This window comes from Prevotella sp. P5-108 (assembly GCF_002251385.1).
Lineage (GTDB): Bacteria > Bacteroidota > Bacteroidia > Bacteroidales > Bacteroidaceae > Prevotella.
Genome location: NZ_NPJJ01000038.1, coordinates 101161 through 127275, shown reverse-complemented (window position 1 = coordinate 127275; position 26115 = coordinate 101161). Strand labels below are relative to the sequence as shown.

22 protein-coding genes are annotated in these 26115 nt (G+C 53.9%); 7 read left to right on the top strand and 15 right to left on the bottom strand.

What is annotated here, in order from left to right; genetic code table 11:
- Positions 1–156 precede the first annotated feature (156 nt).
- Together CIK95_RS07810 and CIK95_RS07805 are read left to right on the top strand one after the other, a co-directional pair.
- The gene (locus tag CIK95_RS07810; protein WP_094385144.1) at positions 157–1803 is read left to right on the top strand and encodes a diphosphate--fructose-6-phosphate 1-phosphotransferase; all 1647 of its coding nucleotides are present in this window, start codon (positions 157–159) and stop codon (positions 1801–1803) included.
- 77 nt (positions 1804–1880) lie between these two features.
- Entirely contained in the window at positions 1881–2753 is an 873-nt protein-coding gene (locus CIK95_RS07805; RefSeq protein ID WP_094466707.1) for a glycoside hydrolase family 25 protein, read from the top strand.
- Positions 2754–3236: 483 nt separating this feature from the next.
- Here CIK95_RS07805 and prmA read toward each other — a convergent pair whose 3' ends face one another.
- A complete protein-coding gene (gene prmA / locus CIK95_RS07800; RefSeq protein ID WP_094466706.1) occupies positions 3237–4094 on the bottom strand; it encodes a 50S ribosomal protein L11 methyltransferase in 858 nt (285 codons plus the stop codon).
- A 162-nt stretch (positions 4095–4256) separates the two neighbouring features.
- Between prmA and CIK95_RS07795 the strand changes: the two genes are divergently transcribed.
- The 3 genes from CIK95_RS07795 (at position 4257) to CIK95_RS07785 (ending at position 8510) form a co-directional block, all read left to right on the top strand.
- Entirely contained in the window at positions 4257–5168 is a 912-nt protein-coding gene (locus CIK95_RS07795) for a hypothetical protein (RefSeq protein ID WP_094466705.1), read from the top strand.
- A gap of 47 nt (positions 5169–5215) precedes the next feature.
- Positions 5216–6772 carry an OmpP1/FadL family transporter gene (locus CIK95_RS07790; RefSeq protein WP_094466704.1) on the top strand — a complete coding sequence of 519 codons (1557 nt, stop codon included), beginning with the start codon at positions 5216–5218 and terminating at the stop codon, positions 6770–6772.
- Positions 6773–7013: 241 nt separating this feature from the next.
- Positions 7014–8510 carry a glycoside hydrolase family 10 protein gene (locus CIK95_RS07785; RefSeq protein WP_094466703.1) on the top strand — a complete coding sequence of 499 codons (1497 nt, stop codon included), beginning with the start codon at positions 7014–7016 and terminating at the stop codon, positions 8508–8510.
- 98 nt (positions 8511–8608) lie between these two features.
- Here the strand turns inward: CIK95_RS07785 and CIK95_RS07780 are convergent, their stop codons facing one another.
- Genes CIK95_RS07780 through trpD form a run of 7 tightly spaced genes read right to left on the bottom strand, consistent with a single transcriptional unit; the run spans position 8609 to position 15183 of the window.
- Positions 8609–9208 carry an aminodeoxychorismate/anthranilate synthase component II gene (locus tag CIK95_RS07780; RefSeq protein ID WP_022311548.1) on the bottom strand — a complete coding sequence of 200 codons (600 nt, stop codon included), beginning with the start codon at positions 9206–9208 and terminating at the stop codon, positions 8609–8611.
- Complete coding sequence (locus CIK95_RS07775; RefSeq protein WP_094466702.1) at positions 9205–10644, bottom strand: anthranilate synthase component I family protein; 1440 nt, start codon at positions 10642–10644, stop codon at positions 9205–9207. Before CIK95_RS07775 ends, CIK95_RS07780 begins: the two co-directional genes overlap by 4 nt.
- 21 nt (positions 10645–10665) lie before the next feature.
- Positions 10666–11868, bottom strand: a complete 1203-nt coding sequence (trpB, locus tag CIK95_RS07770) for a tryptophan synthase subunit beta (protein ID WP_094466701.1) — start codon at positions 11866–11868, stop codon at positions 10666–10668.
- Entirely contained in the window at positions 11865–12641 is a 777-nt protein-coding gene (gene trpA, locus CIK95_RS07765) for a tryptophan synthase subunit alpha (protein WP_094466700.1), read from the bottom strand. Before trpA ends, trpB begins: the two co-directional genes overlap by 4 nt.
- A complete protein-coding gene (locus CIK95_RS07760; RefSeq protein WP_094385130.1) occupies positions 12634–13347 on the bottom strand; it encodes a phosphoribosylanthranilate isomerase in 714 nt (237 codons plus the stop codon). The genes trpA and CIK95_RS07760 overlap by 8 nt, the downstream gene beginning before the upstream one ends.
- A 13-nt stretch (positions 13348–13360) precedes the next feature.
- Complete coding sequence (trpC, locus tag CIK95_RS07755) at positions 13361–14173, bottom strand: indole-3-glycerol phosphate synthase TrpC (protein ID WP_094466699.1); 813 nt, start codon at positions 14171–14173, stop codon at positions 13361–13363.
- A 5-nt stretch (positions 14174–14178) separates the two neighbouring features.
- Positions 14179–15183: an anthranilate phosphoribosyltransferase gene (gene trpD, locus CIK95_RS07750; RefSeq protein WP_173845700.1), complete on the bottom strand. Its 1005-nt coding sequence runs from the start codon at positions 15181–15183 to the stop codon at positions 14179–14181.
- A 452-nt stretch (positions 15184–15635) separates the two neighbouring features.
- Here trpD and CIK95_RS13575 point away from each other — a divergent pair, with 452 nt between their 5' ends.
- The gene (locus CIK95_RS13575; RefSeq protein ID WP_256387326.1) at positions 15636–15761 is read left to right on the top strand and encodes a hypothetical protein; all 126 of its coding nucleotides are present in this window, start codon (positions 15636–15638) and stop codon (positions 15759–15761) included.
- Between the two features lie 23 nt (positions 15762–15784).
- Positions 15785–16444, top strand: a complete 660-nt coding sequence (gene rpe, locus CIK95_RS07745; RefSeq protein WP_094466698.1) for a ribulose-phosphate 3-epimerase — start codon at positions 15785–15787, stop codon at positions 16442–16444.
- A 14-nt stretch (positions 16445–16458) separates the two neighbouring features.
- Here the strand turns inward: rpe and CIK95_RS07740 are convergent, their stop codons facing one another.
- The 7 genes from CIK95_RS07740 to gap form a co-directional block, all read right to left on the bottom strand.
- Entirely contained in the window at positions 16459–17055 is a 597-nt protein-coding gene (locus CIK95_RS07740; protein ID WP_022311557.1) for an RNA polymerase sigma factor, read from the bottom strand.
- An 877-nt stretch (positions 17056–17932) separates the two neighbouring features.
- Positions 17933–19375, bottom strand: coding sequence for a glycoside hydrolase family 57 protein (locus CIK95_RS07730; protein ID WP_022311558.1), 1443 nt, complete (start codon positions 19373–19375; stop codon positions 17933–17935).
- Positions 19376–19394: 19 nt separating this feature from the next.
- Positions 19395–20666 (bottom strand): glycosyltransferase family 4 protein, encoded by a 1272-nt coding sequence (locus CIK95_RS07725; RefSeq protein ID WP_022311559.1) that lies wholly within the window; start codon positions 20664–20666, stop codon positions 19395–19397.
- A gap of 14 nt (positions 20667–20680) precedes the next feature.
- Positions 20681–22624, bottom strand: coding sequence for a glycogen debranching enzyme N-terminal domain-containing protein (locus CIK95_RS07720; protein WP_022311560.1), 1944 nt, complete (start codon positions 22622–22624; stop codon positions 20681–20683).
- 268 nt (positions 22625–22892) lie between these two features.
- Positions 22893–23825: a diacylglycerol kinase family protein gene (locus CIK95_RS07715; RefSeq protein WP_094466696.1), complete on the bottom strand. Its 933-nt coding sequence runs from the start codon at positions 23823–23825 to the stop codon at positions 22893–22895.
- An 18-nt stretch (positions 23826–23843) separates the two neighbouring features.
- Positions 23844–24767, bottom strand: a complete 924-nt coding sequence (miaA, locus tag CIK95_RS07710; protein ID WP_094385182.1) for a tRNA (adenosine(37)-N6)-dimethylallyltransferase MiaA — start codon at positions 24765–24767, stop codon at positions 23844–23846.
- A gap of 224 nt (positions 24768–24991) precedes the next feature.
- Entirely contained in the window at positions 24992–26002 is a 1011-nt protein-coding gene (gene gap / locus CIK95_RS07705) for a type I glyceraldehyde-3-phosphate dehydrogenase (RefSeq protein WP_094385116.1), read from the bottom strand.
- Between the last annotated feature and the right edge of the window lie 113 nt (positions 26003–26115).

Genomic DNA, 26115 nt, shown 5'->3' with positions numbered 1-26115 from the left:
AGGTCATTTTCTTGCTCTTTTGCTTTAATATCTAATGGAAAATGAGTAACTTTGCAACGATTTTTGAGGACGCCATTCTTTTTGGCATTATCATAAGGACAACCGGGCGCCTCACAGAAATTGAATAAGGTAACTATTCTAACAAATAAACGTAAAATGAAAAAAAGTCTTTTGCAGAGAGAACGCGCTGCTTACCAGCCTAAACTGCCAAAAGGTCTTCAGGGTGCCGTTAAGGTACAGGAAGGCGAGCCTACCCAGAGCGTAGGCGATCAGGAAGAAATCAAGAAACTGTTCCCCAACACTTATGGCATGCCCCTCGTGGAGTTTGTTCCCGGCGATGAGGCAATGAGCCAGAAAATCAATGTAGGTGTAATCCTTTCAGGCGGCCAGGCTCCTGGCGGCCACAACGTCATCAGCGGTATCTTCGACGCTGTCAAGAAGCTCAACCCCGAGAACAAGCTCTACGGCTTCCTCATGGGTCCCGGCGGTCTCGTTGACCACAACTACAAGGAGCTGACAGCCGAAATCATCGACGACTACCGCAATACCGGTGGCTTTGACATGATCGGTTCGGGCCGTACTAAGCTGGAGAAGGAAGACCAGTTTGAGAAGGGTCTCGAGATTATCCGCGAGCTCGGCATCAACGCCATCGTAATCATCGGTGGTGACGACTCCAACACCAACGCCTGCGTTCTGGCCGAATACTATGCTGCCAAGAACTACGGTGTACAGGTTATCGGTGCGCCCAAGACCATCGACGGCGACTTGAAGAACGACCAGATTGAGACTTCTTTCGGTTTCGATACCGCTACCAAGACTTACTCAGAGGTTATCGGCAACATTGAGCGTGATGCCAACTCTGCCCGTAAGTACTGGCACTTCATCAAGCTGATGGGACGCTCGGCTTCACACATCGCACTCGAGTGCGCACTGCAGACACAGCCCAATATCTGCCTCATCTCAGAGGAAATAGAGCAGAAGGACATGACCCTCAACCAGATTGTAGAAGGCATCGCCCAGTCTGTAGCCGACCGTGCCGCTGCCGGCAACAACTTCGGTGTTGTCCTCATCCCCGAGGGCCTCATCGAGTTTATCCCCTCTATCGGCCGTCTCATCGACGAACTCAACGACCTGCTCGCTGCCCACGGTGAGGAGTACAAGAACCTCGAGGCCAATGAGCAGAAGAAGTATATCCTCGCCCATCTCTCTGCCGAGAATGCCGAAACCTTCAAGACACTGCCCGGCGACGTAGCCCGCCAGCTCTCACTCGACCGCGACCCCCACGGAAACGTACAGGTATCGCTCATCGAGACCGAGAAGCTCATCTCTGACATGGTAGCCGACAAGTTGGCTGAGTGGAAGAACGAGGGCAAGTTTGTTGGCAAATTTGCAGCTATCCACCACTTCTTTGGTTATGAAGGACGCTGCGCTGCTCCATCAAACTTCGACGCAGACTATTGCTATGCACTCGGCGTAAGCGCCGTTCAGCTGATTGCCAACGGCAAGACTGGCTACATGGCCATCGTCAAGAACACTACCGCTCCCACCGATGAGTGGAAGGCAGGAGGTGTGCCAATCACCATGATGATGAACATGGAGCGCCGCAACGGCGAGATGAAGCCCGTAATCCGCAAGGCTCTCGTAGAGCTCGACGGTGCGCCCTTCAAGAAGTTCGCCGAGAAGCGCGACGAGTGGGCCAAGGAGACCTGCTATGTCTATCCCGGTCCTATCCAGTACTGGGGTCCCGCTTCAGTTTGCGACCGCACCACACGCACACTGTCGCTCGAACAGCTTGGTAAATAATTAGAATGATATTCATGCACCGGATTGTCCTGAAGCAGCCACTGCGCTGAACCAGGGATATCCGGTGCATTTTTTACATGGATAAGAGAAAGATTACCCACAACATCACTACCCCCAAGTCACACCACAGCAAGACCAAGCGTGGTGCCACTCGGCGTGGTGCCCATCGTTGGCATCACCGCATGCCGCGTTGGACATTCTGGGTTGGTGGTCTCGCGGTAACCGTTCTCTATTGTTGGGCTTTCTACTATTTCTTCGTCGGTCCTACTGGCTTCAGATGGCGTGCCCTCTATGGCGAGTCCAGATATCCTAAGGGTTTCGAGATACACGGCATTGACATATCCCACTACCAGGGCAACATAGACTGGGACAAGCTGCAAGGAGGCATGATTTCAGGCTGCCCGCTGAGATTTGTCATCATCAAGTCGACCGAGGGAGCCAGCCGCATGGACGAAAACTTCAAGAGTAACTTCCACAATGCACTCGAATATGGTTTTATTCGTGGTGCCTACCACTTCTGGAGCAACAAATCGTCGGCCCGCCAGCAGGCTTATTACTTTCTTGAGAAGGTTAAGCTCGAAGAGGGAGACCTTCCACCCGTGCTGGATATAGAGCACGCGCCCAAGGACAAGTCGATAGAGGAGTTCCAGCGCGACATACTCACGTGGCTGCATATCGTGGAAGATCGTTATCATGTCAAGCCCATCCTCTACACCTATTACAAGTTCAAGGAGAAGTATCTCAGCGCTCCTGTCTTTGACGACTATCCATACTGGATAGCCCACTACTATGTGCCCAAGATAGAATACAAGGGTGCATGGAAATTCTGGCAACACACCGATGCTGGCCGTCTGCCTGGCATCAAGGGTCCCGTAGACTTCAATGTCTACAATGGTTCTTACTATGACCTCAAGAAACTCACAATAGGCAGTCACGAAGATACCTATTGATGGGCGCCATCCCCTATCCGCCTCCGGCACATCGCACCGCAGCGCCATCCCCACATCTTTATCATCTACATCCCTGCCGTCCGTGACCGTCATGGCCGCATGCCACTATGTCGGCGCCGAGACCATCACCAGCGGCGTAGAGGGTATCCCCACCAGCGTAGAGGGTATCCCCACCAGCGTAGAGGGCACCTTCAGCACATAGGAGGATAACGCCGACTCTGCCGCGACCATCTTCACGATGATTTCAAAGTTGGAATTTAGAAATTCCAAGTATGAAATGATGGTTGCAAGACTTGAATTACACGTTTCCCACCACGCATTGTGTTTAGAAAGCATCACGGCAGACTTTTGGCGATGCTGCTACGGGCTGACAGTGGTGGCACATATACCGACGACCGCCGCACAGAGACCAGTGGTCATCCGTGCGGCGGTCGTCTTATCGGTCGCTCTGCTGCCGGAACATCCGGTGCGGAGCATCTTAGTCTACTTGCTGAACATGAGGCACGCCCAGTCGCCATTGCTCTTCTGCTCGGTGAGCGTGAGACCCAAGGTGGCAGCCTTGTCGCTGAGCATGGCGGCATCGGAGGGATAAAATCCGCTCAATATGAGCGCCCCACCCTCCTTCATCACGCCGACAAAGGCAGGCATGTCTGCCAGCAGGATGTTGCGATTGATGTTGGCCAGAACCACATCGAACTTCTCATTGAGCGTGGCTGTGACCGACGCGTCGCCCAGCAGCACCTGCATATCCACACCATTGAGCTGCGCATTGTGGCGGCTGTTGTCCACACTCCATTCGTCGATGTCGTAGCCCACGCAGTGCGTGGCGCCACACTTGGCGGCGGCTATAGAGAGGATGCCGGTGCCACAGCCACAGTCGAGCACGCTCTTGCCCTCGAGCTGCATATCGAGCAGCGAGGCGATTATCATCTGCGTGGTCTCGTGGGTACCTGTGCCAAAAGCCTGACGCGCATCGATGCCTATCATCACGGCGCCGGCATCGTGCTGGGGCACCTCGCCCTTGGCGTCATAGACCACCACGCGATGGTCGATGTCGATAGGCTCAAAGCCCTGCTCTTCCCACACAGCGTTCCAGTCCTGGTCCTCCACCTTATTAATATTATATACAATGCTTACTCCATCGAGCGGAAAGGAAGCTATGCCATCTTCGAGCAACTGGCGGTCGAAGAGCTGTTCCTGCACATAACCGTCAACGCCACGCTCGGTGTCTTCAAAGGATTCAAAACCCGCTTCGCCGGCCACATCCATGAGCAGGTCGCGGGCAATCTGCATCATGTCGTCCATGCAAGCAATCTCGAAATGGGCTGCCAAATACTTCATATATATACTCCTATTGATTAAACTTTTATAATTGCGTTACAAATTTATAAATTAATAGGGAAAAACCTACCATCCTTTAGGGTTTTTCCTTAATTTTGCAGTGACAATGGTACTAATTTTGCAGTGTAAGATACTGAATAGCTATTAAAAGTAATAAGAGATATGAAACAATTGTATATTCTTGCAGTGCTTCTCTGTGCTCTACCGCTCTCGGCGATGGCACAGGATGACCTCTATTTCACCCCGAAGAAGAAGGCGCAGGCTTCGGCCGACACCGAGCCCGCATACTATGTGGGCAGCAACCGTGATGTGGATGAATATAACCGTCGTGGCAAATACTGGAGCCATTATCAGAAGTTGGGCAATGACAGTCTGGGCAACGACATCATCCAGTTTCAGCAGGGCAATGGTGTCTATCCCGACTCGGCGTATGTAGACACTACCTTTGTGGCCAAATACCGCAACAACGCTGTCGACGACGACTTTGCCTACAGCCGCCGCATGAGCCGATGGGACGGCTACTACGACCCATGGCTCTACAGCTACCGCTATAGTTATGGATATTCGCCCTACTATTGGCGTTGGGCGTGGTATGACCCATGGTATGGCGACCCGTTCTACGACCCCTGGTATCCCAGATATTATGGCTACTATGGCTGGTACAATCCCTACTACTATGCAGGTTGGGGATGGCCAGGCTACTACCATGGCTGGGGATGGCCGGGCTACTGGGGCGGCGTCTATGTCACCCACAGTGGCAGCCGTGGCGGTTATGCCGGCTACCGCTCTTGGGGCGGGACGCAGCGTCAGAGGTCGGGCCGCAGCGTGGCATACGGACAGAACGGCACGCGCTCATTTGGCGGGCGCAACAGTCGTACCTACGACAACCGCACCTTCGGCAACCGCAACAACCCTACCCGCCAGGACAACTATAACTTCGGTGGGCGTCCCAGCACGCCCTCGATGCCCTCTGGTTCGTTTGGCGGCGGATTTGGCGGTTCACGCGGGGGCGGCTTCGGCGGCGGACACACCGGTGGTGGTGGCGGCGGACGCTTTGGTGGCGGACACCGATAACACAAACCCCAACACACAGTTGAAAACTATAACAAACAGATAAGATTATGAACACCAAGAATTTGTTTTTTGCCCTGTTGGCTTCGATGACTGCCCTGACAGCCACCGCCCAGGAGACATATCAAGATACCAAGCTCATCGGCAACGACCTCAACGGTACCGCCCGCTACGTAGGTATGGGTGGCGCTATGGAGGCGCTGGGTGCCGACATCTCGACGATGACCAGCAACCCTGCCGGTACAGGCTTCTTCAGCCGTACCCAGGTGAGTGTCACCGGCGGACTGGTATGGCAGAACGGCGTGGAGAGCCACAGCGTGAGCGGCGGTCACAAGACCAATGACAGCTTTGACCAGATAGGTATCGTGGCTCCGCTCAAGATTAACGGCAAGCCCTGCATCAACGTGGGCTTCAACTACCACAAAAGCCGCAACTTCGACCAGATACTTACTGCCAGCGGTGCGCTCTCTATGGCTTCACAGAACAAGCTCTCGGCCATCAAGTACGACAAGGTGGGCGAATGGGGTTGGAACGCCATTGATGCCAACTACAAGAAGATACTCGAGAAGACCGACGACCAGGGCAATAAATACATGGACTACTACGACGGCCAGGCTTTTGACTTCGGCCAGTACCAGCATGGTTACATCGGCGTCTACGACTTCAACATCAGTGGCGCTGTGAGCAACAGCTTCTACCTCGGAGTCACCGCGGGCTTACATGATGTGAACTATCGCTCCAGCAGTACCTACTTTGAGCAGTTGGAGCAGAACACCAACGGTGCCTCTGCCGAACGGCTGAAGATAGACGGTACTGGCGTCGATGTCAAGGTGGGTGCCATCTTCCTGCCCATTGACGGCTCGCCTTTCCGCGTGGGTCTGTACATCAACAGCCCTGTCTTCTATGACCTGAAACTGAGGGGCGACGCCGGCAGCGGCTTTGTACAGTACAGCGGAAACCTGTCGGATAACAACAGCAGCGCTTACATCCGCAACTACTGCAACTACGAGTACAAGATATATACTCCATGGAAATTTGGCGTGAGTCTCGGTCACACCGTGGGCAGCTACCTCGCCCTGGGTGCCACCTATGAGTATTCTGACTATGGCAGCATAGACAACCGCGTGATAGACGGCACATACTACGACCCATGGTACGGCGACGCCTATGACACCAGCAGCAGCGACGACGTGATGAACGCCCATACCGAGCGCACGCTCAAGGGTGTGCATACCCTCAAGTTGGGTGCCGAGTTCAAGCCACTGCCTACACTGGCTCTGCGCGCAGGCTACAACTGGGTTTCTGCCGTCTTCGACGAGAACGGCTTCCGCGACGGTTCGCTCGAGTCTCCCGGTTCGGGCTACGCTACCTCTACCGACTACACCAACTGGAAAGCCACCAACCGCTTCACTCTGGGTCTGGGATTCCAAGCCAGCAAGAACATCAACCTCGACCTGGCTTACCAGTACAGCCATACCAATGGCGACTTCTACCCCTTCATGAGCTACTACGGTGACACCAACCCCGAAAACAACTGCATCGTAAGAGCCACCAAGGTGAGCCACGACCGCAACCAGGTGATGGCTACGCTGAGCTACCGCTTCTAAGCTGTCGGTCACGAAAACCAGCCAATCCGCCACGACAAGGGCATCTGTCTCTGTCATGGCGGATTTGTCGTTTGTGCCCGACAGAGACGCAATCGACACGCCCATAGCGCCACAGCATGGTGCTGAAGAGGGAAAAGTGAAGGAAGATAAAGGCTTTTTTACAATTTGTTCGTCGATTATTTTGATATCCTCAACAATCATCGTATTTTTGTAGTAGAAAACAGAGGAACAAAACCAAATAATGAAAAAACTACTGATTGTAATGGTGGCAGCCCTATGGCTGCTCGCTCCTACCAGCATGTATGCCGACGGGGGCAAACGTGAGTTCAGAGGCGCTTGGATGCAGTTTGTCAACGGCATGTATCTGGGTAAATCGACAGCAGAAATACAGCAGATGCTCACCCATCAGCTCGACGAGTTGGAAAAGGATGGCGCCAACGCCATCATCTTCCAGGTGCGCGGCGAATGTGACGCCCTCTATGAGAGCAAGATTGAGCCGTGGAGCCGTTACCTCACCGGAGTGCAGGGCAAGGCACCATCTCCCTACTGGGACCCAATGGCATGGATGATACAGCAGTGTCACCGCCGCGGAATGGAGTTTCATGCGTGGATAAACCCCTATCGCGCCCGCATGAAGAGCCCTACCCGTCTGGCCGACAACCACATCCTCAAGACTCACCCTGAGCGTGCGTTCGAGTATGGCGGTCTCTATGTGCTCAACCCGGGACTCAAGGAGAACCGCGACTATATCCTCTCGGTGGTCGACGACATCGTGAGCCGCTATGACATCGACGGCATACACATCGACGACTATTTCTACCCCTACCCCGAAGGCGGTCGCCCCATCCCCGATGACCGTGAGTATGCCCTATATAATAATGGTATAGCTGACCGTGGCGACTGGCGCCGCTACAATGTCAATCTCTTTGTCAAGGAGATGGGCGAGCACGTGCACAAGCTCAAGCCTTGGGTCAAGTTTGGCGTGTCGCCCTTTGGTATCTACCGAAACAAGAAAAGTTCGCCCATAGGTAGCGACACCAACGGTCTGCAGAACTACGACCAACTCTATGCCGACGTGCTGCTGTGGGTCAACAACGGATGGATAGACTACTGCGTGCCACAGCTCTATTGGCACATCGGTCATCCATTGGCAGACTATGAAAAGCTCATCAAATGGTGGGCTAAACACATGGCCAACCGTCCGCTCTACATCGGCGAGAGCATCGAGAACACCGTGCAGAACAGCGACCCTGCCAACCCCAACACCCATCAGATGGCTGCCAAGTTCAGTCTGCACCGCCAGCTGCGCAACGTGAGCGGCACCGTGCTCTGGTATGCCAAGGTGGCTGCCGAAGACATAGGTAGCTACGGCACCATGCTGCGCAACGTATACTGGAAGTCAAAGGCTCTGCCTCCATACATGCCTTTCCTGGACAGCAAGGCACCCAAGAAGCCAGCCAAGGTGGGTGACGCGTGGACGGAAGACGGTCTGATGCTCTACTGGTCGGCTCCCAAAGCGAAGAAATGGGGCGACGAGGCGCGCCGCTATGTCATTTACCGCTTCGCCAAGGGCGAGAAAGTAAACCTGGCAGACGCTTCCAAAATCGTAGAGATAACCTATGACACCTACTACCGGCTGCCCTACGACGGCGGTACAAAGAAATATAAATATGTGGTGACTGCCCTCGACCGCGTAGGCAATGAAAGCAAGGGCGCCAAGCGCAAGGTGAAGTTGTAAACAGCATCCCCAAGATAACAGAAAATCCGCATAGTGAGTCTATGCGGATTTTTTGTTATGCCGAAGGGGTCGCCATCGGTCGGATGACTGTCACGGGCTTAGCCTTTCAGCCAGTTGCTGACGATAGTGGCGCCTTGGGGCGTGAGCACACTCTCTGGATGGAACTGGATGCCATGGACGTCGTAGTCGCGATGGCGTAGTGCCATGACAAAGCCCTCATCGCTCTCGGCAGTGACCTCCAGACAGGCAGGCAGAGACGACCTCTCGACCACCCAAGAGTGGTAACGGCCCATGGTAATGCGCGGAGGAAGGTCGCGGAAGATGTAGTCGCGCTGCAGATTGGTACCCTCGGTCGCCACGCCGTGAAAGACCTCGGCAAGATTGGTAAGCCGGGCGCCAAAGACCTCGCCGATGGCCTGATGGCCAAGGCACACGCCGAGGATAGGTTTGGTGGCGGCGTAGGTGCGGATGACATCGAGCAGCAGCCCAGCCTCTGACGGGATGCCTGGACCGGGCGAAAGCAAGAGCTTGTCATAGTCGGCAAGGTCGGGCAAGTCAAACTGGTCGTTGCGGAAGACGGTGACCTGTGCGCCAAGACTACGCACGAGGTGAACGAGATTATAGGTGAAGGAGTCGTAATTGTCTATCACAGCCACCGACACCTGCGGGGTGTGGCTATTGTCTGTCTGTTTCATCATGATTCAGCCTCTTTGATGGCACACGTGAGCGCACCGAGTTTGTTATTACATTCCTGGAGCTCGTATTCATCATTGCTCTTTGCCACGACGCCACTGCCAGCCTGGAACCAGAGCTCTCCATTGCGACTGACGAAGGTGCGGATGACGATGGCTTGATTGAGGTCGCCGTCGAGACCGATGAAGCCGATGCAGCCACCATAGGCGCCACGATTGTGGGGCTCGAGCTCGCTGATAATCTGCATCGCTCTCACCTTGGGAGCCCCCGACAGCGTACCGGCAGGGAAGGTGTCGAAGAAGGCACGTATCTTGGCGCTCGGGGAGTGGGGCTGCAGAAGTCTGCCGCTAACCCGGCTCACCAGGTGGATGACATGGCTGTAGAACTGCATATCCTTGAAGAAATCGACCTTGACATCCTGACAGTTGCGGCTGAGGTCGTTGCGCGCCAAGTCGACCAGCATCACGTGCTCGGAATTCTCCTTGGCATCGTTACGCAAGAACTCGGCATGCCGACGATCCTCTGCAGGGTCGCCGGTACGACGGGTGGTGCCGGCAATGGGGTCGATATAGGCGTGATCGCCATCAATGCGGCAGTGGGTCTCAGGACTGGAACCGAAAATGCGGTAACCGCCGAAGTCGAAATAGAAGAGATAGGGCGAGGGATTGATGCTGCGCAGTGCACGGTAAAGGCGGAAGTCGTCGCCGCTATAACGCTGGCAGAAACGACGAGAGACCACAATCTGGAAGACATCGCCACGCAGACAGTGGGCTACACAGCGACGGATATTGGCACGATGGGCTTCGTCGGAGAGAGTACTGAAGACGGGTCCTTCGGTGTGGAAATCGTAGCACTGGCCAGGGCGGCGCAACTGCTGCTCTATGTCGGTGAGCACCTTACCGCCAGCAGCCACAGAGTCGCCTTCGTGAACGAGGGTAACCAGTCGGATGCGGTTGGAATAATGGTCAAAGACTATCAGGTCGCGATACATGACATAGAGCATATCGGGGGCGTCGTTGGCGGGCTGTGTGTCGTCGACCACATCGATATTCTCAAAGTAGCGCACGGCATTGAAAGAGGTGAAGCCATAGACGCCGCAATACTCCCTACCCTCGCCTTCGACATGGAAGGCTGCGAGGAAATCACCCAGCGCCTGGGCCACCTGCTCTTTGGCTACGCCCTTGCGGTCGAGGTCGAGGGGCTGGCGGAGAACGGTACCGTCGGGCAAGGAGGTGATGGCGACGCCATGGGACACTGCAAACGATGCCATAGGATGGATAGCTATAAACGAGCGGGCTGTATCGTGGCTGTGGTAATCGCTGCTCTCCATGAGTGCAGACTGTGGATAGAGTCCGCGCAGACTCAGGTAAACACCCACGGGAGTATAGAGGTCGGCAAGAATGGTGCTCGACACGGTCTGGTAATTATAAGTATGACTCATAATGACTGTTCGGATAATGGGTTAGAAATCTCCGTACTCGCCTGCCATATCCTTATGGACGAGATATGTTTCTACATCTTTGTCGCCACGACCCGAGACGGTGAGAACGACCACATCCTCGGGACGAAAGCGGAGATGACTGAGCGCAGCCACGGCATGGGCGCTCTCGATGGCAGGGATGATGCCCTCGGTACGGGTAAGTTCGTAGCCGGCGCGGATAGCTTCGTCGTCGTTGATGGCTATCACCTGCTCGCGGCCACGCTCGGCAAGGTCGGCGTGCATGGGTCCGATGCCAGGATAGTCGAGTCCGGCGCTGATGGTGAACGCCTCCTTAATCTGGCCGTCGTCGGTCTGCATCACGAGCGTACGGGCACCGTGGATAATACCCTCGGTACCAGCCTGGATGGTGGCGGCGGTGTAATCGGTGTCTACCCCATGACCACCGGCTTCGGCGAGGACAATGCTCACACGCTCGTCGTCGATGTAGTGATAGATGGTGCCGGCGGCGTTGCTGCCTCCACCCACACAGGCAATGAGGAAGTCGGGATAGTCACGCCCCGTCTTCTCCTGGAGCTGCCACTTGATTTCTTCGGAGATGACGCTCTGCATCTTGGCGACGATATCGGGATAAGGATGAGGTCCCATTGTCGACCCGACGAGGTAATAGGTGTCGCGCGGATGGCTGCACCAGTCGCGGATGGCCTCGCTGCAGGCGTCACTGAGGGTCATGTTGCCGGTGGTGACGGGATGCACCGTGGCACCGAGCATACGCATACGCTCCACGTTGGTATGCTGGCGCTCCACATCGGTCTTGCCCATGAAGATTTCACACTGCATACCCATCAGCGCACACACCGTGGCTGTGGCGACGCCATGCTGGCCGGCACCGGTTTCGGCGATGATGCGCGTCTTGCCCATGTGGCGGGCAAGGAGTATCTGACCGATGGTGTTGTTGATTTTGTGAGCTCCGGTATGGTTGAGGTCTTCGCGCTTGAGGTAAAGGCGGCAACCATAGCGGCGACTCATACGGTCGGCATAATAGAGGGGAGAAGGACGCCCCACATAGTCGCGCAGCAGTTGATGGTACTCGCGCTTGAATTCATCGCTGCCGAGGATGTCGAGATAAGCATCCTGCAGGTCGTGCACACACTTGTATAATATTTCAGGAACATAGGCTCCGCCGTAACGACCGAAAAATCCGTTTTTGTCTACTGTGTATTTCATTGGGCTAATGCTTCATTAAGTTTGTCTATGGCCTTGTCGGCATCGCGTGTCTCGTTGAGCAGAGTGACAAACTTGCTGCCGATAATGGTTCCGGCGGCGTAGGCTTGGGCACTCTCCAGCGTCTGCCGGTTGGATATTCCAAATCCTATCATGCGCGGGTTGCGCAGTTGCATGGCGTCTATGCGGCGGAAGTAGTCGACCTTGGCGTCGCCAAAACTCTGTTGGGCGCCGGTGATGCCTGCGCTCGACACCATATAGATGAACCCGTCGGTGTGGCGGTCGATGAGGCGTATGCGCTCGGCCGATGTCTCGGGCGTAATCATCATGATGACGCGCACATCGTAACGGTCGGCGATGGGTTTGACCACATTGAGATAATCATCAAACGGCAGGTCGGGAATTATGCACCCCGACACGCCCGTAGCCACGCAGCGCTGGAAGAAGGCTTCATATCCATAGTGCATCACCACGTTGAGATAGCCCATCAGTACCAAAGGGATGCGAACCTGGTCCTTGATGCTGTCTATCTGGCTGAATATCTTGTCGAGCGTAATGCCATTGCGCAGAGCCACGGTGCCTGCCGCCTGAATGACGGGACCGTCGGCAAGCGGGTCGCTGAAGGGGATGCCCACCTCGACCATATCGATGCCACGGCGCTGCAGCGTGAGCAGCACCTGGGGCACCATGTCGACCGTAGGGGCACCCGCGCAGAAGTAGAGCGAGTGGAGTTTACGGTCTGTGTTATCCTGAAACAATCTGTTTATCTTATTCATTTCGTATAGCGTTGATAAAGTTGCGGAGCAAGTGGATGTCCTTGATGCCGGGCTGGGTTTCAAACCTGCTGTTGAGGTCGATGCCGACAAACTGGGGATGGTGGAAGGCGCGTACCCTGTCTACATCGTCGGGCCCGATGCCGCCACCGAGCAGGAAGGGGATGTCGCCGTCGTAGCGGTCGAGCAGCGTCCAGTCGAAGCGGTTGCCGCTGCCTCCTACGCTGTCGCTGCGCGTGTCGAAGAGCAGCATGTCAACCGCGCCGTCATACTCGCGCCAGCGGTCTATGTCACGGGCGTCGGCCACGGGGATGGCCTTGATGATGCGCAGTCCCGGACGGATGTCGGGGTCGATGGTGCGCCGCAGGTTGTCACAGGTGATGCGCGACTCGTCGCCATGCAACTGCACATAGTCGAGGCCGTAGTTGTAGACACGGGTCACGATGTTCTGGGGCATATCGTCGACGAATACACCCACACGGGGCACGTGGGCAGGCTTCTGCATGGGAGCCGCGCCATCGTCGAGGTGGCGTTGCAGCTGGTCGAGCCGCTCACGGCTGTAGTCGGGCATGCTTCCGGCGCGAGAGCGCACCATCTGCACGTAGCGTGGAGACTGGGGATAGAACACCATGCCTATCATGTCGGCACCCAAGTGCTCGACGGCTGTGATATTCTCGGCATCGGTCATGCCGCATACTTTGATAATCATAGTCTGTATAGTTTTAATGGTTGTTGTTGCTGAGGTTGTTCAATTGGCCGACCATACGGGCGAGGGCGTCGCCAGGACTGGGCTCGCGCATAAAGGTCTCGCCGATGAGGAAGCCACGGTAGCCCGACTCGCGCAGACGCGCAATGACATCGGGCGAAGAGATGCCGCTCTCACTCACCTTGCAGGCATCATGGGGCAGACGCTCTGCCAGATGGAAGCTGGTGTCGACATCGGTGGTGAAGGTGCCGAGGTGGCGGTTGTTGATGCCATACATGTCGGGCTCGAGGGCAGCATAGTCGAGTTCGCTCTCGGCGTGCATCTCGAGCAGCACCTCCAGACCCAGCTGGTGGGCAAGCGACATCAGGCGGCGGCACTCGTCGATGGTCAGCACCGAGGCGATGAGCAGCACAGCCGACGCGCCACAATAGCGGGCCTGGAAGAGCTGGTACTCGTCGACCACGAAGTTCTTGTAGAGTATGGGGAGGCTGACGCCCATGAAGCGCGCCTGCTGGATATGCTCGTCGTAGCCGCCAAAGTAGTTGCGGTCGGTAAGGATGCTGACAGCCGAAGCACCACTCTGCTCATAGGCAGGCACCACCTCGCTCACGCGGGCGTCGCGGTGTATCCAGCCACGCGAGGGCGAACGGCGCTTGAACTCGGCGATGATGCCGGTAGTCGACTCCATGAGCGCCCGACGCATCGAGGGCACGGTGATGTGGAGCATCTTCTCGGTCAGCGTGGCCAGCGTGGTGATGGGCAGCAACTGGTGGAACTGCGCTATCTCCTCGCGCTTGTTGGCGACTATCTCTTCCAGTATATCTCTCATGTCGACTATGAATTGATGGTTACAAAACGACGGAAGGCATTGAGGGCAGCACCGCTGTCGATACTCTCACGGGCAATCTCGATACACTCGTCGATAGACTTCAGCCCGCGCTCCATGACCTGGATGCCAAAGGCGGCGTTGGCGACCACGATGTTCTTCTGGGCGGGCAGACAGGTATTGTTGAGCACGCTGTCGAAGATGGCGGCAGCCTCTTCCTCGGTGGCTCCGGCCTGAAGCTCTTCGGGCAGAGCCACCTGCATGCCCAGGTCGGCAGGCGAGAAGACACGCTCATACTGGTTGGTCGACACCTTGAAGTCGCCGGTGAGCGAGATTTCGTCGTAGCCGTCGATGCTATTGATGATGCCATAGTCGATGCCCAAGCGCTGATAGACCTGGGCGTAGAGGCGCATCTGGTCGAGGTTGGCTACGCCCAGCAGTTGGGCCTTGGGGTGAGAGGGGTTGACCAGCGGCCCCAACAGGTTGAAGACGGTGGGAAACTGCAGCGCCTTGCGGATGGGGGCCACGTGCTTCATGGCCTTGGCGAAGAGCTGGGCATGGAGATAGACGATGCCTGCCTCGTGGAGCGAACGGTTGAGGGTGTCGAGGTCGCTGGTAAAGCGCACACCGTGAAGGGCTATCACGTTGGAGGCTCCGCTCACACTGGTGGCGGCATAATTGCCATGCTTGGCGACCTTGTAGCCGGCGCCGGCGATGACGAAGCATGCCGTGGTAGAGATGTTGAATGTATTCTTGCGGTCGCCGCCAGTGCCCACTACGTCGATATAGCGGTCGCAGTCCAACGGGGCCTGCACGCCGGTCTCCAATATGCCGTCGCGGAAGCCCAACAGCTCGTCAACGGTCACTCCGCGCATCTGAATGGCGGTAAGGAGGGCCGTAATCTGCTCGGCGGGATAGGCGTCGCGGGTGATGCCTGTCAGGATGTCCTTGGTCTCTTCGCGGCTGAGCCGTTCCTGGCGGAGCACACGCGTCAAATAATCTTTCATCTCCATAGTCTTGTCTTTTATAGTGTTGGTTCTAAATTTCGGGGTTACGAAAAAAGGCCTGTCGTAAGTTACGGCAGGCCTTTCTCTTATATCTACGGGATATCTATACGGCTGAGCGACTCACGACTTTATCAATCTTGAGTTACGCCACCACCATGCTATAGATACCATATTCTTCATTGTCTTTACTGTTTACGCTGCAAATATAACGATAATCTACGAGCCTGCAAACTTTTTGAAAGAAAAATTTGTGATTTACCGCAATTTTATTACTGAGACCCTCAGCCGATTTCTTATACCTATTATAATATACGCGCGCGTGACTGTATCGGTGGCGGTCATCTCCAGACCGACCGTGACCCTACAGGTGACAGTTTTGAGCAAAAGAAAATGTCACGCGGATGTAATAAAGACCGAAAAGATGCGTTATACAAATATAAAGACTATTAGAAATGCCTATGAACTATTTTACTCCTAACGAGGTGAAGCCCTCGGAAAAAACTTTGCAACTTATCAGACAGATAGCCCGGCTCTGCCAGCGCGCCCACATGAAAGATGGGAAATATAATGTGTGTATGAACTGATTAAACCTTGATGATAGAATAAGATGAACAAAGAGATACTGATATCACCCTCATTGCTGTCGGCCGACTTTACACGGTTGGGCGAAGATTCGGAGATGATAAACCGCAGCGCAGCCGACTGGCTGCACATGGATGTGATGGACGGCGTGTTTGTGCCCAACATCTCATTTGGACTGCCCGTTATCAAGGCAGTACACACGGTATGCCAGAAGCCGCTGGATGTACACATGATGACCGTGCATCCCGAGAACTATATACGCCAGGTCGCCGATGCCGGCGGAGCGCTGATGACCGTACACGCCGAGGCCTGCACCCATCTGCACCGCACCATCCAGGAGATACACAGCGCCGGCATGAAAGCCGGAGTGGCTCTCAACCCCGCCACGCCGCTGGCTATGGTCGAGGAGGTGCTCTCCGATGTAGACCTGGTGCTGATTATGAGCGTCAACCCGGGCTTCTCGGGCCAGTCGTTTATCACCAGCTCGACCGACAAGGTAAGGAGACTAAGACAGATGATAGACCGGCTGGAGCACAGACCGCTGATAGAGGTAGATGGTGGCGTAAACGGAAAAACGGCACCGATGCTCGTCGCAGCCGGTGCCGATGTATTGGTAAGTGGCAGCCATGTCTTCGGTGCAGAAGACCCCGAGGCTACCATACTGAGTCTGAAGTCAAGAGACTGAACGCCGCTGGACGGTCAGTCCAACTGTAGAGTGATGCCGTTGGACTTGGCCATGCGCCGCAGGTTGAGCACGGCGTAACGCATACGACCAAGAGCGGTATTGATGCTTACGCTGGTAGCCTCGGCGATTTCCTTGAACGACATTTCCTGAAAGAACCGCATGAAGATAACCTCTCGCTGCGACGGCGGCAGGAGGTTCATCATGCGCCGAACGTCGCTATATACCTGCTCGTTGACATAGCGGCTCTCCACATTGGGCACTATCACATGGCGCCCGTCAATCTGAGAAAGGTCCTCATTGTCGACCGTGCTCACCACACTCTCTATGCGCTGGTCGCGATAATAGTCCATGATGACATTGTGGGCTATGCGCATAATCCATGCGGAGAACTTGCCGCAGGAGGTATACTGGCCCGACTGGAGACGCATAATGACTTTGACAAACGTGTCTTGAAACACATCTTCTGCCATCTCGCTGTCGTGGACAACGAACAATATGTAGGAATAAAGCCTCTGCTGATTGCGTGAGAGCAATAAATCGAAGGCATTATTATCACCTTTTATGTATGCTATGGCCAACTCTTCATCGGTCATCTTGCTATATACATCCATTATTTCTTTCTTTACTATTGGAGTAAATGTAGGCGATAGGCTTGCGATTTATTGTGTAAATACTGTTAATAATTGCTGCAAAGATAGTATTTTTCTTTATAAATGACAAATTTTAAGTAAGAAAAGTGCTGATTTGCTTCCCTGATATTGCAAAAGAGGTTGGTGCAGGATGCGACCAACCTCGGGGTGATTTCAAAATAAATGGTTGAAATCAAAATAATAATGGCAAAAATAGGATATATATTTGACTTCCCCAAATGTTTTAACAGAAATCTTTCAAATTATTTGTTATTTAGTCGCAAACCATCTATACGACTTGCGCGACTATCTGTAGTACACCCGCCAGCAACTCTGCCGGCACGTATCAAAAGGCACGAACACTCGTATCAATTGTTACGAGCGCTCGTAACATAAGGCACGTACGCTCGTAACATACGATACGAACCAGCAGAGTGTATCAGGGCATGACTAAAGATGGTATAAATCAAGGACAAACGTAATTATCACAATCTCTGCCGATAACATGAAAATGGCAAGACTTGGCTTTTACTGGTTTGCTTTACATCAATATCGTCCGCTTACTGGTTGGCTTCACAGTACTCCAACCCTTTACCATTCTGCTTTACATTGCCTCTACCCTATTGATGACTGTTCCTACCTTTTTACTGGCAAGTTTCACCACCAAGTCTCCCGCGGCATTAGCGAAGAAACAAGGCGTGGCAAGGGATATACAAAAAACGCACCCTGATGTGTCTGGCATAGAGGGAACGATGGTTCGCGCTCTGTGGCAGACGCACAAGGTGCGTCACACTTAACTTATGAGGGTACCCGTTGGTCCTCTATTGCCGCTATCTGCGGTCGAGGGTCTTGGCTTGGTTTACTTTTCTGCCTTAGGCTTCTCTTCCTTGGCCTTCACAGCCTTGGGCTTGGCGGCAGCCTTAGGTTTGGCAGCAGCTTTGGCCTTGGGAGCAGCCTTCTTGGCGGTCTTGGCCTCAACCTGCTCACGCAGCTTCTCGCTGGCAGCCTCAATCTTTTCAATCTTTGCCTGCAGACGTACTATCTCCTTATCCTTGAGCTCTATCTCGTCGCCCTGGTTGCGAATAGTGGTAAGCAGCGACTCGAGTTCCTCATTGTCGATGTCCTCAGGATAAAGGTTGTTGACACGGTTGATGAAGTCGCCGAGGATGTTCATATAGTTGGTGAACGCATCGAAGGCGCTGGCATAGATACCTCTATCCACTGCCACTCCCGAAGGTTTGGTGGAGATGAAGTAGAAGTTATTGGTAGCCTGCAGATAGTCCCAGTCCTGGTTGATACGTGGGTCGTTGGCGATGCGCACGCGGTCGGCTACGCTGTAGAGCTTGTTGAAAGCCTCGCGCTGCATGGGGTTACCCAGCCAGCAAGACACATCGCGCTCCTCGTCCATCCAAGAGAGAGTATCAGGAACATCGAGCTGGCCCACAGACTTCATCTTGGCGCACACCTCTGAAGGAGTGGAGAAGGTGATGCCCTGTGCCTTGGCGCAGGCGGGCAATGCCTTGAAGAACTCGAGGATGTTGCTCGACAGAGGCTGGGCCACGCCGATGGCAGAGAGGTTCATGAAGATGCCATAGAACTGCTCTTCCTCGGGACACTCGGCTATCTTGCGGATATAGTTGTCGGCGAAGAGTGGGTAGCCCTCCCAGTCGCTGTTGTTGAAACGCAGAGAGATGTCGTCGCTAAGGTTGACGTCGCGCAAGAGCAACTTGAGCTTGGGGTTGAGGGCACAGTGGTAGATGTAGTGGGGAGATTTCCATCCCAACACATGCTTGGCACCCTCGGTGAGCATGCCCTTGAAGCCCATGTTGGCTGCCTGCATACCGATGTCATCGCTATAGATGAGGCCGGAATTGCGCAGCACCTTGGGAGACTGGTTGAAGTACTCCTTGATTTTCTCCACCTGCTTCTTGACATCGGTGATGAAGCTCTCCTCATTGGCCAGTGATGAGAGGCCATGAGAATAAGGCTCGGCGAGGAACTCCACGCAGCCGGTGTCATTGAGCTCCTGCAGCTTGGCCAGCACCTGGGGCGCGTGCATCTCCAGCTGCTCGATACCTACGCCCGAGAGCGAGAAGGCTACCTTGAAGGCCTTGCCATGCTCCTTAATCATTTCGCCAAGGGCATTGAGGGCGGGCATGTAGCTACGCTCGGCGATATCGGTGATATCGCGCTCGTTCTCGTAGTCATCATAGTAATAATGGTCGGTACCGATATCAAAGAAGCGGTATCTCTTAAGATGCGTAATCTGATGTATTTCGAAATATAAACAAATTGTCTTCATAATCGTTGTTTGTTAGTTGTTAGTTATTGCCATTGAGCGTGCGCTCATATAGTTCTCGTATCCATGCGCCTACCTTCTCCCAAGTAATCTGGTCGACCTCGTTCTTGCCTTCGGTCTGCAGATAATGGAAGAGGCTCTCGTTGTGGCAGATGGAGTAGATGGCGTCGGCCATGGCGTGGATGTCCCAGTAGTCTACCTTGATACAGTTGTTGAGTATCTCGGCACAACCGCTCTGCTTACTGATGATAGAAGGAGTGCCACACTGCATCGCCTCGAGCGGAGAGATACCGAAAGGCTCGCTCACTGAAGGCATCACGTAGACATCAGAGTCCTTGAGACACTCATAGACCTGCTTGCCGCGCATGAAGCCAGGGAAGTGGAAACGGTCGGCGATGCCGCGCTCGGCGGCGAGGTAAATCATCTGGTCCATCATATCGCCCGAACCGGCCATGCAGAAACGCACGTTGCGGGTGCGGTGGAGCACGAGGTTGGCGGCTTCAACAAAATACTCAGGTCCCTTCTGCATGGTGATGCGGCCAAGGAATGTCACTACCTTCTCCTTTCCGGTGTGGTCGGGACGAGGAATATCGGCCAGCTCCTGACGCAGGGGATACACAGCGTTGTGCACGGTGAAGCACTTGCGGGGGTCCTGATGATACTGGTTGATGACGGTCTGGCGGGTAAGCTCAGATACGCACATGATGCAGTCGGCGTTGTCCATACCGTCTTTCTCTATCGAGAAGACTGTAGGGTTGACCTTGCCACGGCTACGGTCGAAGTCGGTGGCATGGACATGGATGCACAGTGGCTTGCCCGAAACCTTCTTGGCATGGATGCCGGCGGGATAGGTAAGCCAGTCGTGGGCATGGATGATGTCGTAATCGAACGTGCGGGCAACGACTCCAGCGATAATCGAATAGTTATTGATTTCCTGATGGAGATTGGAGGGATATCCACCGGCAAACTCCATCGCACCGAGGTCATTGACGTGCATATAATTGAAATCAGAATAGATGTGGTCGCGCAGGCGGAAGTAGAGGTCGGGGTCCATAATGTTACCCACCTTGTTCTTCACATAGTCGTAATCGACATCGCGCCAGGCGATAGGCACACAGTTCATCGCCACGATATTGGCGGCGCTGCGGTCTTCATCGCCCCATGGTTTGGGCAGACAGAGTATCGTCTCTATATCACCCTGGGCGTGCAGACCTTGAGATATACCATAGTTGGCGGTAGCCAGTCCACCATATACATGAGGAGGATACTCCCAACCAAACATTAAAACTTTCATTTGCGGTCCTCCTATTATTTATATGAATACTTTTCCAGCAACTCCATTGCCCTGAGAATCTCTGCCACGTTCATGGCAAACGAGATAGCGCCTCTGCCCTGGAATGGCGGGTTGCCATCGAAGAGCTCGGGGATAGTTCCGATGCAATGGTTGGACATTTCGTCTTCGTAGCCCACCATCTGGCGCTCGATGAAGCTCAGACGGGTGCGCCTATAGAGGCGCAGACAAGCCTCCATATAGAAGCCGCCGAGCCAAGGCCATGCCGTACCCTGGTGGTAAGCATAGTCGCGCTGTGACTGAGGACCTACATACATGGGGTTGTAGCCACCACTCTTGGGCGAAAGCGTACGCAGACCCTTTGGCGTGAGCAGTTCACGGGTACAGATGTCAAGCACGCTCTTCTTCTGCTCCTGATTGAGGGGCGAATAGTCAAAAGCTACGGGGAAAATCATGTTAGGACGCACACTCCAATCGACCATATAGCCATCGACATAGTCGTAGAGATAGCCATACTCATTGAGGAATGTATCGAGGAATGACTGCTTGGCATTGGCGGCAACAGCCTGAAGGTGTTCGCGCACGGCATTGCCCTCATCGAGAAGAGAGGCACCGAAGAGCAGCGCATTGTACCACAGGGCGTTGAACTCGACGATGTAGCCTGTACGGGGAACAACGAGACGGCCGTTGGCCACGGAGTTCATCCAGGTGATGGCCTCGCCATGCGAACTCTGCGCATAGAGCAAGCCGTTGTCGTGGAGCTTGAGGTTAGGATGGCCGTCGCTCTCGATATACTTGAGAATATCGATGACAAGGGCGCCATACTTCTTGGCACACTTCTCGCGGCCACACTCCTTGGCGTACTGCTGGATGGCCCAGATAGCCCAGAGGGGCACATCGGGTTGCTCTATCTCATAGATATGCTTGGTGATGGGCTTGCCTTCCATAAACTCGCGCAGCGCCACCTCGGCAGTCTTCATCACCAGGTCGAAGTACTCGTCTTCCTCGATGGAGAGAGTGAGACCAGGCAGTGCGATGAACGTATCGCGGGCGCGGCTCTTGAACCAAGGATAACCGGCAAGGATATATCGGTCGTCGTTCTTCTCATGGATATGGAACTGGTGGGCGGCATTGACGAGACAGTGGAAGAAGTTGTCGCGTGGGGTGCGCTCTTCGACTTCGGCATCGAACAACCGCTTCAGACCGGAGGTCTTGCTCTGCGATGTGGAAGCGGCAAAGACGATGCTCTCGCCCTTCTTGATGTTCATCTCGAAATATCCGGGCACGTAGAGGTCCTCATTGGAAGCGTAGCCACGCTCCTGCTCCTTGGGATATTCGACTCCGCGGTACCAGTCGGGAACGAAGTGAAACTCGTTCTTCTTGGAGAACTGCATATAGAGGTCGGGGTAGCCGGCATACATACAGGTCTTGATGCCATTGTCTACCTGAAAATACTCGCGCGAAGCCACCGAATTCTCATGGGTAAACTGGCGCACACTGCGGAAAGCCAGGAACGGACGGAAACGCAGCGTGGTGGCAGAGTGGGCATCTACCAGCGTGTAGCGGATAAGGATGCGGTCCTCATAATGCTGGAACACCACTTCGCGCTTAAGGATTACGCCACCGACGCGATACAGCGTGGTGGGTACTTTGTCACAATCAAACTCACGAATATACTTATGACCCTTGGGACTGAAGTTGTTGCCCTGATACTTATGGAGACCCAGGTTGAACTTGGCTCCATGCTGTATCACTGTCACGTCGAGCGACGAAAGCAGTACATGGTTCTCGTCGTCGAGCTCGGGAACGGGCACGACAAGCAGTCCATGATACTTGCGAGTGTTACACTCTACCACGGTGGAACACGAGTAGGCTCCCGAGCGGTTGGTGCGTAGCAACTCCTTTGGCAACGACTCTTCGAGGTTAGTCATAAGAGTTTTCTCAAACTTAAGATAACTCATAAACTTATGTCAAGATTTAATTAATAGTTGTTCGTTTTTAGAAGCAAGCGACGAGCGCTCGCTTATGCTCATTCAAAAATACTACATTCCATGCAGATAAGCAAATTTTTCATAAACTATTTGCAAAAAAAACAATAAATTCGGCAGTATTATAGATAACCGCCCGAGAGTTGATGTCATTTCCGCCGATGAAATATACCAACAAAGGCATGCCACCTATTATATATAGGGCATGCCTTTGCGTTATTCTGAGTGTGGGAGTTATCGCCTACTCGGGGATGAGAAAGTTGATGACCTCCTGCTCTACCCTCACCTTGAGGGGAGCCATGGGACTGTTCATCAGACGGCCATCGACGCTAACCAGCGACTGGGATATCTCGTCGAAAGTTACCTCGCGCGTGCGGTAGGGATGAACGCTGCGCGAGTTGAGGAACTTGCCGCGCAGGAAGAGATACCATCCATCAAAGAGTTGGGTAATCTCGGGATGATAGACCACCGACACATCGAGCAGGCCATTGTAGGGCACGGCGTTGGGAGTCTGTCCGTAGCCAAGGGCATTGCCCACACACACCGTCATCACCTTGCGTTCTATCTTGTCATCATTGATACGCAGACGCATCTTGTACTCCAGACGCTGGAATATCATGAGGATAAAGGAGAAGATGAATGACAGGGTGCGCGAACCCAAGAGTTGGCGCGTCTGACTGCGCATATTCATGATGGCGGCAATAAGTCCCACGTTGACGCAGTTGAGGAAGTAGCGGTGACAAGCCTCGCCATGCCGGTTGCGATAGTTGATGCGGCCAACGTCAATCCGGCGCACGCGGCGCTGACAGAGCCAGTCGACAGTCTGCTCAACCTCGCCCTCACGGAAACCCCAGTAATGGGCAAAGTCATTCATCGTACCATTGGGAATAACACCGAGAGAGACGCGCTGGCGCACCTCGGCGTCAAACTGCATCAGGCTGTTGACGGCATCGTTGAGGGCAGAGTCGCCACCGGCGATGATGATAGTGCGGTAACCGTTGTTGACCATCATCTTGACCAATATGTCCACGCTACCTGCACTCTCGCTGTGCACGTAGTCATAGTCTATGCGATGGGCACGCAACACACGCTCGATGACATCCCATCGCGACTTGTTGCGGAAAGTGTGTTTGGGGCAATAGATGACTCCCCATTTGTTTTCGTTAACTGCCATTTCTCTACATTATTTATATTAGGGCTGTATATGTGCTATGTCCATAATCTGTGCCACCTTGCTGTCCATGGGGTCAAGGGCATCTATCCAGTGGATGGTAAAGCCGCGGCGCTCCATACCTCTGAACCATGTCATCTGCCGCTTGGCAAACTGGTGGATGGCTATCTCAAGCTGGCGGAACATCTCCTCGTAACTGGTTTTGCCGATGACATACTCGGTGACGAACTTGTATTCCAGACCATAGTAGATAAGATTCTCGGGGGCGATTCCACGGTCGAGCAACTGGCGTATCTCGTCGACCATACCCTCTTCGAGGCGCTGCTTGAGACGCTGCGTTATCTTGCGGCGACGCTCCTCGCGATTGATGTCCACTCCGATGATGACCGAGTCTATGGGTGGCAGCGTGCGGTTGTCTGTGGGGTGCTCGAGATTATAGGTCTCTATCTCTATGGCGCGTATGGCGCGCTGCGCGGTGTCCACATCAGTCCGGTTGTGCATCACCGAATGGTTGCGATGCTTCAGGTCTTCAAGCATTTCGGTGAGTTCGGCGAGCGACTTGTCTGCCAGCTCATCACGCAATGCCTGGTTTTGTGGCACGGGCGACAGGGCGTAACCCTTGAGCACACTCTCAATATAGAGACCCGTACCTCCGCAGAGAATAGGACGCACCCCGCGCGCCACTATATTATTATAAATAAGGTGGAAGTCCTGCTGATACTGGAAGAGGTTATACTTGGTACCGGGTTCACAAATATCTATCAGGTGGTAAGGTATCACGCGGTCGCCCTGACGGTAGTCGTCGAGGTCTTTGCCCGTGCCGATGGTCATGCCACGATACACCTGACGCGAGTCGGCACTGATAATCTCGGCATCGATACGCGCGGCAAGGGCGGCAGCCAGACTGGTTTTGCCCGACGCCGTAGGACCCAATATGGTAATCATCTTCTGCATTTGCTTCTTTCTGCGACAGCTTCGCCCTGCTTACACTACACCTCTCATCAAGGCCAAAGGGCTGTCTATCTGCTACAAAGGTAATGCAAACCAATAAAAATACAAAATAAATCGCCCTGATTTTTACCACCGAGATGCCCATGGGCTTGCACAAGGGTATAAAAAAAGCCGTCCAGCAATGCTGGACGGCCTGTACTTATGTCTACGATTATCGATTAACCGTTAACCTTCTTCATGTGAGCGATGAGCTCGAGCACCTTGTTAGAGTAACCGATCTCGTTGTCATACCAAGATACAACCTTTACGAATGTATCGGTAAGAGCGATACCAGCCTTGGCGTCGAAGATAGAAGTACGAGTATCACCGAGGAAGTCAGAAGATACTACAGCGTCCTCTGTGTAACCCAGAACACCCTTCAGTTCACCCTCAGAAGCCTCCTTCATTGCAGCGCAAATCTCTGCGTATGTAGCGGGCTTAGCGAGGTTTACAGTCAGGTCAACTACTGATACGTCGAGAGTAGGAACACGCATAGACATACCGGTCAGCTTGCCGTTGAGCTCAGGAATAACCTTACCTACAGCCTTAGCAGCACCTGTAGAAGAGGGGATGATGTTGCCAGAAGCAGCACGACCACCGCGCCAATCCTTCATAGAAGGACCGTCAACAGTCTTCTGTGTAGCAGTTGTAGAGTGTACAGTTGTCATCAGACCATCGGTGATGCCGAACTTGTCGTTCAGAACCTTAGCGATAGGAGCGAGACAGTTAGTTGTACAAGAAGCGTTAGATACGAACTGAGTACCCTTAACGTACTTGTCGAAGTTTACACCGCATACGAACATTGGAGTAGCGTCCTTTGAAGGAGCTGACATAACAACGTACTTAGCACCAGCCTGGATGTGAGCCTGAGCCTTCTCCTGAGTCAGGAAGAGACCAGTTGACTCAACTACGTACTCAGCCTCAACCTCGTTCCACTTCAGGTCAGCGGGGTTGCGCTCAGCGGTAACGCGAATCTTCTGACCGTTTACGATCAGAAGGCTGTTCTCAACATCAGCCTCGATTGTGCCCTTGAACGCACCGTGCATAGTGTCATACTTGAGCATGTAAGCCAAGTAGTCTACGGGGCAGAGGTCATTGATACCTACAACCTGGATGTCATCGCGAGTCTGAGCTGCGCGGAATACGAAACGACCGATACGGCCAAATCCGTTAATACCAATTTTAGTCATTTTACTTTTACTTAATTAAAAGGGTTATGTAAATATTTTATTGCTCTGATGCAAATTTTCTTTATTACAGGCGCAAAGGTACAAATTATTTCCTATATTTGCAGTCGAAACGA